This is a genomic window from Brassicibacter thermophilus (genome assembly GCF_055378355.1).
Genome location: NZ_AP042446.1, coordinates 934,055 through 946,397 on the forward strand (window position 1 = coordinate 934,055; position 12,343 = coordinate 946,397).

Annotated in this window: 14 protein-coding genes; 13 read left to right on the forward strand and 1 reads right to left on the reverse strand. The window is 31.9% G+C overall.

Going from position 1 to position 12,343, the window contains the following annotated elements; translation table 11 throughout:
- The first annotated feature begins 31 nt into the window (after positions 1 to 31).
- The 6 genes from ACZ41D_RS04465 (at position 32) to zupT (ending at position 6,623) form a co-directional block, all read left to right on the forward strand.
- Entirely contained in the window at positions 32 to 1,240 is a 1,209-nt protein-coding gene (locus ACZ41D_RS04465; protein WP_464152726.1) for a dipeptidase, read from the forward strand.
- Between the two features lie 20 nt (positions 1,241 to 1,260).
- Entirely contained in the window at positions 1,261 to 2,022 is a 762-nt protein-coding gene (locus ACZ41D_RS04470; protein ID WP_464152727.1) for an aspartate/glutamate racemase family protein, read from the forward strand.
- A 3-nt stretch (positions 2,023 to 2,025) separates the two neighbouring features.
- A complete protein-coding gene (locus tag ACZ41D_RS04475; RefSeq protein ID WP_464152728.1) occupies positions 2,026 to 3,225 on the forward strand; it encodes a dipeptidase in 1,200 nt (399 codons plus the stop codon).
- 25 nt (positions 3,226 to 3,250) lie between these two features.
- Positions 3,251 to 3,811 (forward strand): nitroreductase family protein, encoded by a 561-nt coding sequence (locus ACZ41D_RS04480; protein WP_464152729.1) that lies wholly within the window; start codon positions 3,251 to 3,253, stop codon positions 3,809 to 3,811.
- A gap of 170 nt (positions 3,812 to 3,981) precedes the next feature.
- A complete protein-coding gene (hcp, locus tag ACZ41D_RS04485; RefSeq protein WP_464153114.1) occupies positions 3,982 to 5,622 on the forward strand; it encodes a hydroxylamine reductase in 1,641 nt (546 codons plus the stop codon).
- A gap of 191 nt (positions 5,623 to 5,813) precedes the next feature.
- Complete coding sequence (zupT, locus tag ACZ41D_RS04490) at positions 5,814 to 6,623, forward strand: zinc transporter ZupT (protein ID WP_464152730.1); 810 nt, start codon at positions 5,814 to 5,816, stop codon at positions 6,621 to 6,623.
- A 195-nt stretch (positions 6,624 to 6,818) separates the two neighbouring features.
- On the opposite strand, the gene ACZ41D_RS04495 is transcribed toward zupT, so the two are convergent.
- Complete coding sequence (locus ACZ41D_RS04495) at positions 6,819 to 7,970, reverse strand: iron-containing alcohol dehydrogenase (RefSeq protein ID WP_464152731.1); 1,152 nt, start codon at positions 7,968 to 7,970, stop codon at positions 6,819 to 6,821.
- A 432-nt stretch (positions 7,971 to 8,402) separates the two neighbouring features.
- Here ACZ41D_RS04495 and ACZ41D_RS04500 point away from each other — a divergent pair, with 432 nt between their 5' ends.
- The 7 genes from ACZ41D_RS04500 (at position 8,403) to ACZ41D_RS04530 (ending at position 12,340) form a co-directional block, all read left to right on the forward strand.
- Complete coding sequence (locus tag ACZ41D_RS04500) at positions 8,403 to 9,227, forward strand: ATP-binding protein (RefSeq protein WP_464152732.1); 825 nt, start codon at positions 8,403 to 8,405, stop codon at positions 9,225 to 9,227.
- The gene (locus ACZ41D_RS04505) at positions 9,224 to 10,081 is read left to right on the forward strand and encodes an ATP-binding protein (RefSeq protein ID WP_464152733.1); all 858 of its coding nucleotides are present in this window, start codon (positions 9,224 to 9,226) and stop codon (positions 10,079 to 10,081) included. The genes ACZ41D_RS04500 and ACZ41D_RS04505 overlap by 4 nt, the downstream gene beginning before the upstream one ends.
- A gap of 66 nt (positions 10,082 to 10,147) precedes the next feature.
- Positions 10,148 to 10,540: a DUF134 domain-containing protein gene (locus ACZ41D_RS04510; RefSeq protein WP_464152734.1), complete on the forward strand. Its 393-nt coding sequence runs from the start codon at positions 10,148 to 10,150 to the stop codon at positions 10,538 to 10,540.
- Positions 10,541 to 10,552: 12 nt separating this feature from the next.
- On the forward strand, positions 10,553 to 11,086 hold the full coding sequence (locus tag ACZ41D_RS04515; protein WP_464152735.1) for a Fur family transcriptional regulator: 534 nt from the start codon (positions 10,553 to 10,555) through the stop codon (positions 11,084 to 11,086).
- The gene (locus tag ACZ41D_RS04520; RefSeq protein WP_464152736.1) at positions 11,073 to 11,405 is read left to right on the forward strand and encodes a DUF5320 domain-containing protein; all 333 of its coding nucleotides are present in this window, start codon (positions 11,073 to 11,075) and stop codon (positions 11,403 to 11,405) included. Before ACZ41D_RS04515 ends, ACZ41D_RS04520 begins: the two co-directional genes overlap by 14 nt.
- 197 nt (positions 11,406 to 11,602) lie before the next feature.
- Positions 11,603 to 11,968 carry a NifB/NifX family molybdenum-iron cluster-binding protein gene (locus ACZ41D_RS04525; protein WP_464152737.1) on the forward strand — a complete coding sequence of 122 codons (366 nt, stop codon included), beginning with the start codon at positions 11,603 to 11,605 and terminating at the stop codon, positions 11,966 to 11,968.
- A gap of 33 nt (positions 11,969 to 12,001) precedes the next feature.
- Positions 12,002 to 12,340, forward strand: coding sequence for a NifB/NifX family molybdenum-iron cluster-binding protein (locus ACZ41D_RS04530; protein WP_464152738.1), 339 nt, complete (start codon positions 12,002 to 12,004; stop codon positions 12,338 to 12,340).
- The last annotated feature ends 3 nt before the right edge of the window (positions 12,341 to 12,343 follow it).

The window sequence follows — 12,343 nt, forward strand, 5'->3', positions numbered from 1 at the left end:
AATATCTTATATTAATAAAGGAGGAAATCATATGGGACTTAATAAAAAATATAAAGGATATAAAGCATATCAATATTTAGAAGCTGGTGTAGATTATAGAGCTTTTGAATTATGTGATGGAGATAAAGTGTTTCCGGAACATTTAATTGAATTAAACGAAGAACAGGAAGCTAGAGTTAAGAAACTAGCAGAAGAAAAAATTTGTATATCTCTTCATGATCATCCTGTTTTATTTCCAAAAAATTTATCAAGAGATGTGTTTGAATTTAACAGAGAAGGCAGGCAACCATGTGCTTATGAAGAACTTTCAAGAAGTTATTTAGATTGTGTTTTTGACAATCTTATGGATGGTACATGTACTATACACTCTAAAAGTGGATGGAAGTGGAGTGAAATACTTCATGATCTAGGAATGAGATTGTGCGATTTGGCACATCAAGATTTTATTATAAGATGTGAAAAGGTAGATGATATTTATAAAGCTCATAAAGAAGGGAAAATTGCATTAGTGCCTGTAATAGAGGGAGCAGCACCAATAGAAAATGAATTGGACAGAATAGAAATATTATATGGTTTTGGAGTTAGAGTTATGGGAATAACATATAGTGAATCAAACGCATTAGGGTCAGGTCTTAAAGAAGAAAGAGATGGTGGATTAACTGCATTTGGTAAAAAAGCAGTAGAAAGAATGAATAAAGTTGGAATGGCTATAGATTGTTCTCACGTTGGAATTGAAACAACTAAAGATGTTATCAAATACAGTAAGAAGCCAATATTTATGACACATGTTGGGGCAAAATCATTATGGAATAGCAAAAGACTTGCACCTGATGATGTTTTAAAAGCTTGCGCAGAAAAAGGTGGGGTTATAGGCATTGAAGCAGCACCTCATACTACTTTGACTAAGAATAATCCTGATCATTCTATATATTCATATATGGAACATTTTGAATATATTAAAGACCTTGTAGGAATAGACCACGTAGCTTTTGGGCCTGATACATTATATGGAGATCATGTTGGGTTACATCACGCTTTTGCAGCACATTTATCAACGAAGGGAACTCAAGGCAATACTAATGAATTTGAAGAGGTAGAATATGTAAAAGGAATTGAGAATCCTACTGAAGCTTCTAAGAATGTATTGAGATATTTAGTAAAAGCTGGATATTCAGATGAAGATATTGAAAAAGTTATGGGAGGTAATGTACTTAGAGTTCTTAAAGAGGTATGGTATTAATAAATAATAGGAGGATGAACATGAGGATTGTTTATGTTGTACCTGGACCTATGGATGAAAATGAAGTAAAAAGGCGTGGAGCACTTTTAAGGGAGTGGGCATTTTCAGACACGGAAGTAGATATAGTTGCAGTAAAAGAAGGACCAGCATCTATTGAGAGTATGTATGAAGAGTTTTTGAGCATTCCTGCTACAGCTAAATTAATATTTGAGTTAGAAAAGAAGGGATATGATGCTGCTATTCTTGGATGTGCAGGAGATCCAGGATTAGATGCGATGAGAGAGATTACTACAAAAATGCTAGTAGTTGGACCTGGCCAGACAAGTATGATTACAGGTGCTATGCTAGGACATAAGTTTTCGGTTATAACTATAGAAGATACCATGATAGCAAGTAGTTATGAGCTAGCTTATAAAGCTGGAGTTTTAGAAAAATTAGCTTCTGTTGTTTCTGTAAATATTCCAGTGCTTGATTTAAAGGTTAATAGAGATAAGTCTTTAGAGAAGATCATTGAAGTGGGGAAAAAAGCAGTAAAAGAAGACAGAGCAGATTCATTAGTACTTGGATGTATGTCTATGGGATTTTTAGATGTGACTGAAGAAATCGAACAAGCTGTTGGCGTACCTGTAGTAAATCCATCTAAAGTAGGATTAAAAATTGCAGAAGCAATGGTTGGAAGTAGTCTTATGCATTCAAAAACAGCATTTGCTACTCCATCAAAAATTAGCAGCGGAAGAGTTGAAAATTTAGACGATTTATATATAAAAAGTAGCGAGGTATAAAATATGGGTTTAAATAAGAAATATGATAATTATAAGGCTTATAGCTATCTTGATGAACATGATTTTAAAAGGTTTAAGATGGCGAATGAACTAAATAGAGTTAGTCAATATTTAATTCCATTAACGCAAGATGAAGAGGAGCGAGTAATTAAATTAGCTCAAAACAGTATATTTATATCACTGCATGACCATCCCACTTTATTGCCAGAAAACCTTGATGAAGTATTTGAATACACTAGAGTTGGAAGAGATCACTGTGCGTATGAAGCCCTTTCACAGTCATATTATGATGCTGTTTTTGATAATATGCTTGATGGTACTTGTACTATTACCTCTGCAAATGGGTGGAAGTGGGATGAGATATTATTTGATTTAGGAATGAGATTATGTGATATTGCACATCAGAGCATGGTTATAAAATGTGAAAGAGTAGAGGATATATACAAAGCTCATAGAGAAGGTAAAATTGCATGGATAGCAAGTATAGAAGGATCAGCACCTATTGAAAATGAGTTAGATAGAATTGAAATATTATATGGATTTGGTGTAAGACTTATGGGGATAACATATAGTGAATCAAATGCTTTAGGATCTGGCATAAAGGAGGATAAAGATGGAGGGCTTACTTTCTTTGGTAAACAAGCTGTAAGAAGAATGAATAAAGTTGGAATGGCTATTGATTGTTCACATACAGGATATAAAACCACTTTAGATGTAATAAATGAAAGTGAGCATCCAATTTTTCTTACTCACGTAGGTGCTAGAGCTTTATGGGATAGTAAAAGACTTTTTCCTGATGAGGTATTAAAAGCATGTGCAGAAAGAGGAGGAGTTATTGGTATAGAGGCAGCACCTCATACAACACTGACTGCTAATAATCCTAGTCATTCTATTGATTCATATATGGAGCATTTTAAATATATAGTTGACTTGGTAGGAATAGATCATGTAGCTTTTGGACCAGATACATTGTATGGGGACCATGTTGGGCTTCATGATGTTTATGCTAAACAATTATCTACCAAGAAAACTCAATCTAAACAAAAATTTAAAAAGGTTGAATATGTAAAAGGTTTAGAAAATCCTACTGAGGCATCAAAAAATATACTGAGGTATTTAGTTAAAGAAAATTATACTGATGATGATATAAAAAAGGTATTAGGAGAGAACATCATCAGAGTACTAAGTGAAGTATGGAAGTAATTTTTTAGCTAGAGGAGGATTATGCTTGGATTTTGATAATGTCGTAGTTAATAGAAGGAGTATACGGACATTTTTAAATAAAGATGTTTCTGAAGAAACAATATATAAGATATTAGAATATGGACATGCAGCACCTTCAGCAGGGAATATTCAACCTTGGGAATTTATTGTTGTAAGGAGTGAAAAAAAGAAGAGGGATATTGTAAATACCACTTTTATTGGGAATAACGAAACTAATGGTAAAACACAAGATTGGATGTTATCAGCTCCTGTATTCATAGTTGTTTGTGCTAATAAGCAGAAAAGTTTTGAAAGATATGGAGAAAAAGCTTTAAAATCATTGATTTATCTTGACGTATCTGCGTGCATTGAAAATATGCTACTTGGAATTGTTAACTTAGGTTTAGCAAGTTGCTATGTTAGTGGCTTTAGAGAAAAAGAACTTTCTAGTGCATTATTACTGCCAAAGTCTTATGAACCAATAGGAATATTGCCGGTAGGATATTCATCAGAAGTTTGTTTTAGTACACCTAAAATCAAGCTTGAAAAATTAATACATTATGAAGTATTTCGTGTAAAAGAATAATAAGAACATTATCATCAAGCCCACAGATTTATCTGTGGGTTTATTATATATTATTTTAAAATTAGTAACAATTGTTACCGATTTAATTTCTTTATTTTAATAATATATAGACATAGAAAAAACAAGAAAATAAAGTATGTTTTAAGTATAGAAAGGAGAAGTGTTAAATGATGTTTTGTTATCAATGTCAAGAAGCAGCAAAAGGACAAGGCTGTACAATGAGAGGTGTTTGTGGAAAAACTGATGATGTAGCTAGAATGCAGGATTTATTGATTTATACCCTTAAAGGTATTTCAATATACGCATTAAAGGCAAGAGAATTAGGTATTAAAACAGAAATAGCAGATAAGTTTGTTATGGATAGTTTATTTTCTACTATTACGAATGTAAACTTTGACAAAGAATATTTTGTAAATAAAGTTAAAGAAGGATTATCGATAAGAAATGAATTAAAAGAACAAATTGTAAAAGCTTCAGGAGAAATATCTGAAGATCTACATGACGCTGCAACTTGGGTACCTAAAGATGATACAGAATTTGATGTTAAATCCAAAAAGGTAGGGGTATTAGCTACTGAAAATGAAGATGTTAGATCATTAAGAGAATTAATTACTTATGGATTAAAGGGTATGGCGGCTTATGCAGAACATGCTAGTGCGTTAGGATATGAAAATAAAGAAGTGTTTGCATTTATGCACAAAGCTTTAGCGGCAACATTAGATGATAGTTTGACTGCTGATGATTTAGTTGCATTGACAATGGAGACAGGTAAATACGGTGTAGATGTTATGGCACTACTAGATAAGGCTAATACTTCTACTTATGGAAATCCAGAGATCACTAAAGTAAATATAGGAGTTAGAAATAATCCTGCTATACTTATAAGCGGTCATGATTTAAAGGATATGGAAGAACTATTGAAGCAAACAGAGGGAACAGGGGTAGATGTTTATACTCACGGTGAAATGCTACCTGCAAATTATTACCCTGCTTTTAAAAAGTATGACCATTTTGTAGGAAATTACGGGAATGCTTGGTGGAAGCAAGATAAAGAATTTGAAAGCTTTAATGGTCCAATTTTGATGACTACAAATTGTTTAGTACCACCAAAAGATTCATATAAAGACAGAGTTTATACAACTGGAGTAGTTGGATTCCCAGGATTAAAGCATATAGCAGATAGAGAAGACGGAAAGGAAAAAGACTTTTCAGAGATTATTGAACATGCTAAAAAATGTGCACCACCAATAGAAATTGAAAAAGGTGAAATAGTAGGTGGATTTGCTCATAATACAGTATTTAGTCTTGCAGATAAAGTAGTCGATGCAGTAAAATCAGGAGCTATTAAAAAGTTCTTCGTAATGGCTGGCTGTGATGGAAGAATGAAGAGTAGAGATTATTACACAGAATTTGCAAAAAAATTACCTAAAGATACAGTTATCTTAACAGCTGGATGTGCAAAGTATAAATATAATAAACTTGATTTAGGAGATATAGGTGGAATACCAAGAGTATTAGATGCAGGACAATGTAATGATTCATATTCATTAGCAGTAATTGCACTTAAGTTGAAAGAAATATTTGAATTAGAAGATATAAATGAATTGCCAATAGCTTATAATATAGCTTGGTACGAGCAAAAAGCTGTTATAGTATTGCTTGCATTACTATACCTTGGAGTTAAAAATATACACTTAGGACCAACACTTCCAGCTTTCTTATCACCAAACGTTGCTAATGTTTTGATTGAAAACTTTGGAATTGGTGGAATAACAAATGCAGATGATGATATAAAAATGTTTATGGCATAATTATACTGTTTTGGAAAAAGACTTATCCGAAAAAGGGTAGGTCTTTTTTCTATAGTTAAAAAGTTAATAACTTGCATAATTTTAGTCTTACTGTATCTATGCAATTTCTTAAGATTAATATTATTACATTATGGGTACAAATATTAATATCTTAATATATAAATCGTTGACATTTAGAAGGGAGGCATTTTATGGATACAAAAACTATTTTATTTGCATTTTCATTAACATTATTTGCAGGACTTTCGACAGGTATAGGGAGTGCATTAGCTTTTTTTACTAAAAGAACCAATACTAGATTTTTATCTGTATCTTTAGGATTTTCAGCAGGAGTAATGATATATGTATCCTTTGTTGAGATACTTGTCAAGGCCAAAGAATCTTTGACAATGGAATTAGGGTTTAAACAAGGAACTTGGGTTACAGTGATAGCATTTTTTGGTGGGATGGTTTTAATTGCTATTATTGATAAGTTAGTTCCTAGTTTTGAAAATCCTCATTCTGCTCATTCAGTAGAGGAGATGTCATTGGATGAAAAGAAAAGCGATAAAGGATTGTTAAGGATGGGAATGATGTCTGCATTAGCAATAGCTATACATAATTTTCCTGAAGGGTTAGCAACTTTTACAGCTGCATTAAAGGATGTAAGTATTGGATTACCTATTGCTGTTGCTATAGCAATTCATAATATTCCTGAAGGAATAGCTGTATCTGTTCCTATATTTTATGCTACTGGTGATAGAAAAAAAGCATTTTTATATTCTTTTTTATCAGGATTATCTGAACCTTTGGGAGCAATAGTTGGATACTTACTATTATCAACATTATTTAATGACTTAACATTTGGCATATTATTCGGTATGGTGGCTGGGATTATGGTATTCATATCTTTTGATGAATTATTACCTACATCAGAAAAATATGGAGAGCATCATCTATCCATATATGGTTTAATTGGTGGAATGATTGTTATGGCAATTAGCTTGTTGCTATTTATTTAAAGTGGATAGTAAATATTTACAAGCAATTTTCAATCTTAAAGTAAGCTTGTGTAATATTCTTTCCTGTTTTAATATTTTTCACTTTTAGTATAGTGTATTTTCAAGATATGATAATTATAGTGTTGAAATTGTATTCTTATATATTTACCTCTATGCACTTATGGATAAATGCATAGAGGCTTTAATATTGAAAGATTATAAATCTTTACCGTAATAAGCTGCTTTATATAGCATTTCTACATCTTGAGGGTTGCTATCTCTTGGATTAGTAAGAGTACAAGCGTCCTTGAATGCATTTTCTGACATACGATATAATACTTCAGAGAATTTTTCTTCAGATATTTTTAATTCCTTTACATCTTTGAAAGCTAATGGAATATTTAGTCGTGTATTCAATTTTTTAATTTCTTCTGACAAATCTTCAATTCCTAACTCTTTTTCTATTTCCTTTATTTTATCAGTTGACTTACGATTGTATTGAATAATATAGGGCAGTAGTATTGCATTTGCTAATCCATGTGTAACACCAAATTCACCGCCTATTTTGTGAGCAAGGCTGTGAACTAACCCTAGTGAAGCGTTTGTAAATGCCATACCAGCTAGTGCAGATGCATTATGCATATCCTTCCTAGCTTCCATATCATTTCCATTATCATAGGCAATTGGCAATTTTTCAAATACAATTTTTATTGCCTTGATAGCAAATGCGTCAGTATAGCTAGATGAAGCTTTTGATACGTATGCTTCTACAGCATGAGCTAATACATCCATACCTGTGTTTGCAGTTATGTGAGGTGGCATTTTTGATGGTATAAGTGGGTCTAGTATAGCTATATCTGGTGTTAGTTCATATGAAACTATAGGGTACTTAATATGATTTTTTGTATCTGTAATAACAGAAAAGGCAGTAATTTCTGATGCTGTACCGCTTGTAGAAGGTATAGCAGCAAACCTTGCTTTATCTCTTAGCTTAGGTAGAGAGCCAGGTTGAAGGATATTTTCTAAGCTTAAATTAGGATTTTCATAAAAGGCCCACATTATTTTTGCTGCATCTATTGATGAGCCTCCTCCTAAGGCAACTATCCAATCAGGTTGAAAATTGGTCATTGCTATTGCACCATTTTCTACTGTTTCTATTGATGGATTTGGTTCTACGCCGTCAAATATGCTAACCTCCATATTTGATTTTTCTAATATTTCTTTTGTTTTGTCTAAAAAACCATATTTTTTCATTGAATTTCCACCAGTTACAATGATAGCTTTATTCCCTTTTAACGTAGAGAGATACTCTAGTGAACCTTCACCAAAAACTATATCTTTCGGTACACGGAAAAATTTCATATTCATACAAAAGCCTCCTAATATTTGGTGATATTTTCTCCTATTTAGTTACTTAAGGAAATTGTATAATAAATTATATTTTTATAGGTAAACAAAATTTAAGCTTAAAGTATATCTGTGGAAAATCAACTTTCCCTGCTCCGGTATTCAAGCACTATTTAGGGTAAAGTATTAGGGTAGTGCTTGAATAAGTCGCGATGAAAGTAGATTTTCCAAGGCATAATAATTAAAGTGTTGAAATTGTTTACCTATAAGTTTTAAAAGCTTAAATTTAATCAAAAGCCCAAAAACTAGAGTTAAAAATTATAATTTGCAAAATTTTGAATCTGTAGTAATTACGAAATTTCCTTAAATTTTAATAATAAAAGAGTTTGACATAAACATATTGGAGATATACAATATAAATAGCATATGCCAATAACTTAAGGAGGAAGATATATGAATATAGCAGTATTAAGTGGAAAGGGAGGAACAGGAAAGACTACTGTTTCTACGAATCTCGCTTTAATGCTTGGAGCAAATTACATTGATTGTGATGTAGAAGAACCAAATGGATTTCTTTTTTTGAAGCCTGAAAAACTAGATGAGAGAAAGGTAAATGTTGACATACCAATTATAGAGCAAGATAAATGTACATTATGTGGTGAATGTGTTAAAGTGTGTAGATTTAATGCTTTAGCTAAAACTAAAAAAAATATAATGGTATTTGATAAATTGTGCCATAGCTGTGGAGCATGTGAAATTGTATGTCCAACAGGTGCGTTGCAATATCAGAAAAAAACTATTGGGATTATTGAAGAAGGGAAAAAAGGAGATACGATTTGCAAAAGGGGATTGTTGAATATTGGTGAACCAATGGCAGTGCCGATATTAAGAGAATTATTAAAAGATCTTCCACAAGGAACAAATTTCCTGGATAGTCCTCCAGGTACATCATGCAATGTAGTAAATACTTTACATCGAGCTGATGCAGCTATTTTAGTAACAGAACCTACAGCTTTCGGACTTCATGACCTTAAAATGGCTGTTGAGTTGGTGAAGGAATTTAATATACCATTTGGGCTGGTTGTAAATAAATATAATGAAAATAATAGAATTTTAGATAAATATATAAATGAAGAAAAAATAAATGTATTGGGGCATATTCCATATAATAAAGAAGCTGCAAAGAAGTATTCAAAAGGAGATATGCTTATTGATCTTAAAGGATATAGAGAAGCATTTTTAAATATTGTAGAAAAGATGAAGGAGGCTTTGTTATGAAAAAAGTAGCCTTTATTAGTGGTAAGGGAGGAACTGGTAAAACTACTATAGCTGTATCAGTTGCAGAGCTAGAAAAGCAAGTTATAAGGGTTGATTGCGATGTAGATGCTCCAAATATGTACCTTTACTATAATGGAGAAGATACATTTAAAGGTGAATTTTGTGGCAGTGAAATAGCAGTAGTAAATCCTAAAAAATGTATACAGTGTGGTAAGTGTGATAGTGTTTGTAAATTTGATGCTATAAAAAAAGGAAAAGTAGATGTACTCAAGTGTGAAGGATGCGGTGCTTGTATGTTGGTATGCCCAGAAAACGCTATATCTTTGAAAGAAGAAAAATCTGCAGATATGTATATTACTAAAATACCTGATGGTCTTATTTCTAGGGCAAAAATGAAGCCTGGAGCAGATGGGTCAGGGAAATTAATAACCCAGATAAGAAAAAATGTTGAGGAATTTGAAAATAATTCAGAGTACATTATTATAGATGGTTCTCCAGGAATAGGCTGTGCAGTAATAGCTTCTATTACAGGAAATGATGTAGCTATAATCGTGACAGAGCCAACTAAATCAGGGATGAACGATTTTATAAGGGTTAGTAAATTGTGTAAATTTTTCAATATTCCTGCATTTGTTTGTATAAATAAGTATGATATTAATGAAGATGTTGTTTGTGAAATAGAAGATTACTGTAATAAAAATGAAATAGAAATTGTAGGAAAGATTCCATATGATGAAACAATAATAAAATCTATTAATGAATTGAAGCCTATTGTATATTATGAAGAAAGCGAAGCTAATAAGGCTATAAGAGAAATGTGGGAGAAAACAAAAAATATATTAAAAAGTTATTGACATATGCCCAAAATAATGTATAATATAAATATAAAGAACATATGCCCAAAATGTAAGGGGGTATATATGGCTGGAAGAAAGGATGATAACATGCCGAGACCTAGAAAACTAAGAAGGGTATGCAATCTACCTGATTTTCGTATATTTGGTCCATTAAGCGGAGCAGTTAATAAAGATAGCTTTATAATAATGACAGTAGAGGAATACGAAGTAATTAGACTTATGGACTTAGAAGGCTTGGGGCAGGAACAATGTGCGGATAGAATGGGAGTAGCTCGTTCTACTGTTCAGAGAATGTATAATGAAGCTAAAGAAAAAGTAGCAGATTGTTTAGTTAATGGAAAAATGCTAAAAATCGAAGGTGGAGACTACGTGCTGTGTGATATTGATAAAAACGTGTGTTCACCATGTTTTAGAGGAAGATATAGACATGGGCGTGGAAGAAATAATAATTATTAAGAGGCTGGTTTTATGAATGAGTTGAGTTCTTATGAAAAGGAACAATTATGTTTGTTAAAAGAGTGGGTAGAAAAGCATGAATATAAGTTAACACAGCAGAGGGAAGAGATTTTATTAGAATTCATCGAAAATAGGGAGAAGCATTTATCTGCAGAAGATGTTTACTTTAGAATCAAAGGAAAGGGTATTGGTATATCAACTGTATATCGTAATATAAAGTTATTTACTGACTTGGGAATATTAAAAGAAATTAAGATTGAAGATAAAAGCTTCTACGAGCTTAAAATGTATGCTAAAAAACCTTTGCATATACATATGATATGTGAAAAGTGTGGTCGTATAAAAGACATTGACGACAGAGATATCGTTTTAAAGTATGTGAAAATGAATAAATTAATTGAAGAGATTTATGAAGCTAAAATATTTGATACTGATATTATATTTCATGGATTATGTAAAGAATGTCATGATTCTTCTAGCAAAAATGAGTATGAGAAGAATTCATTTAAGTCTATAAAAGGAGGTGAAATAAATGCCAAGATTTGACGGTACTGGTCCTTTAGGGCAAGGTGCAATGACAGGACGTGGACTAGGATATTGCACAGGTTACTCTGTACCTAGATATGTAATCAGACGAGGATTAGGATATGGATGGTTTGGCAGAGGAGGGAGAGGATTTAGAAATAGATACTGGAATGTTGGTAGACCACTATGGGCAACTCCATATTCATATACTCCTAGAATAACTGAAAAGGAAGAAATAGACATATTAAGAGAAGAAGCAGAATTATTAAAAAGAGATCTAAACAATATACAGAGTAGAATAAATGAGTTAGAATCACAAAATAAGCAAGAAGACGAATAAAATTTTTAGGGGAAAATAAGATTTTCCCCTAAAAATTTTAAATATTATACATGGAGAAAAATGAGTTTTTTTAAAATTTAAACATTCAAAATTTCTTAAATTATTTTATTTTAAAAACTCTCCTTTTATTTGACAAAAATTAAATATAGATATATCATATAATTAGCATATGCCAATAATAAACAGGAGGCGATAAAGTGAAAATTTTATTTTCATCAAGCGGGAAGGATTTAGATAGTAATCTTGATTTAAGATTTGGTAGATGCCCATATTTTTTGATTTATAATACTGAAAATGAGGAAGTTAAAGTATTGGAAAACGCAGGTCAAAACGCTAGTGGTGGGGCAGGAATTGCAGCTGCACAGCAAGTGGTTGATGAAAATGTAGATGTTGTTATTACAAGTAATGTAGGCCCCAATGCTTTTAATTTATTACAAGAATCAAGTGTCGAGGTTTACAAAGGAAAAAATATTCCATGCAGCTTATTGCTAAAAAATTTCAATGAAGGCAAACTTGAAAAACTTAAAACAGCAGGTCCTTCTCATATGGGTATGAGTAAATAATTTTAATTTTACAAATTAAGGAGAGTGAATGATATGAAAATAGCAATTGCAACAGACAAAGGAGCTTTGAGTGCTCATTTTGGTCATTGTGAAGGTTTTACTATGTATGAAGTTGAAGGAAATAAAATTTTAAATACTACTTTTATTAAAAATCCAGGTCATAGACCAGGTTTTCTTCCTGTTTTCTTAAAGGAAAATGGTGTAAATGTTATTATAGCTGGAGGAATGGGCTCTGCAGCTCAGCAACTTTTTGTAGAAAATGGAATTGATGTAATAGTAGGTGCACGAGGTAATTGTGACGAAGTAATAAAGGCATATATGGATGGAAGTTTAGAATATACTGGAGAAATATGTAAAGAACACAATCACTAAAAA

What these genes read in the sequence shown, in the direction of transcription:
- ACZ41D_RS04465 (WP_464152726.1), top strand. Translation starts at nt 32, where the DNA reads ATGGGACTTAATAAAAAATATAAAGGATATAAAGCATATCAATATTTA.
- ACZ41D_RS04470 (WP_464152727.1), top strand. Translation starts at nt 1,261, where the DNA reads ATGAGGATTGTTTATGTTGTACCTGGACCTATGGATGAAAATGAAGTA.
- ACZ41D_RS04475 (WP_464152728.1), top strand. Translation starts at nt 2,026, where the DNA reads ATGGGTTTAAATAAGAAATATGATAATTATAAGGCTTATAGCTATCTT.
- hcp (WP_464153114.1), top strand. Translation starts at nt 3,982, where the DNA reads ATGTTTTGTTATCAATGTCAAGAAGCAGCAAAAGGACAAGGCTGTACA.
- zupT (WP_464152730.1), top strand. Translation starts at nt 5,814, where the DNA reads ATGGATACAAAAACTATTTTATTTGCATTTTCATTAACATTATTTGCA.
- ACZ41D_RS04495 (WP_464152731.1), bottom strand. Translation starts at nt 7,970, where the DNA reads ATGAATATGAAATTTTTCCGTGTACCGAAAGATATAGTTTTTGGTGAA.
- ACZ41D_RS04500 (WP_464152732.1), top strand. Translation starts at nt 8,403, where the DNA reads ATGAATATAGCAGTATTAAGTGGAAAGGGAGGAACAGGAAAGACTACT.
- ACZ41D_RS04505 (WP_464152733.1), top strand. Translation starts at nt 9,224, where the DNA reads ATGAAAAAAGTAGCCTTTATTAGTGGTAAGGGAGGAACTGGTAAAACT.
- ACZ41D_RS04510 (WP_464152734.1), top strand. Translation starts at nt 10,148, where the DNA reads ATGGCTGGAAGAAAGGATGATAACATGCCGAGACCTAGAAAACTAAGA.
- ACZ41D_RS04515 (WP_464152735.1), top strand. Translation starts at nt 10,553, where the DNA reads ATGAATGAGTTGAGTTCTTATGAAAAGGAACAATTATGTTTGTTAAAA.
- ACZ41D_RS04520 (WP_464152736.1), top strand. Translation starts at nt 11,073, where the DNA reads ATGCCAAGATTTGACGGTACTGGTCCTTTAGGGCAAGGTGCAATGACA.
- ACZ41D_RS04530 (WP_464152738.1), top strand. Translation starts at nt 12,002, where the DNA reads ATGAAAATAGCAATTGCAACAGACAAAGGAGCTTTGAGTGCTCATTTT.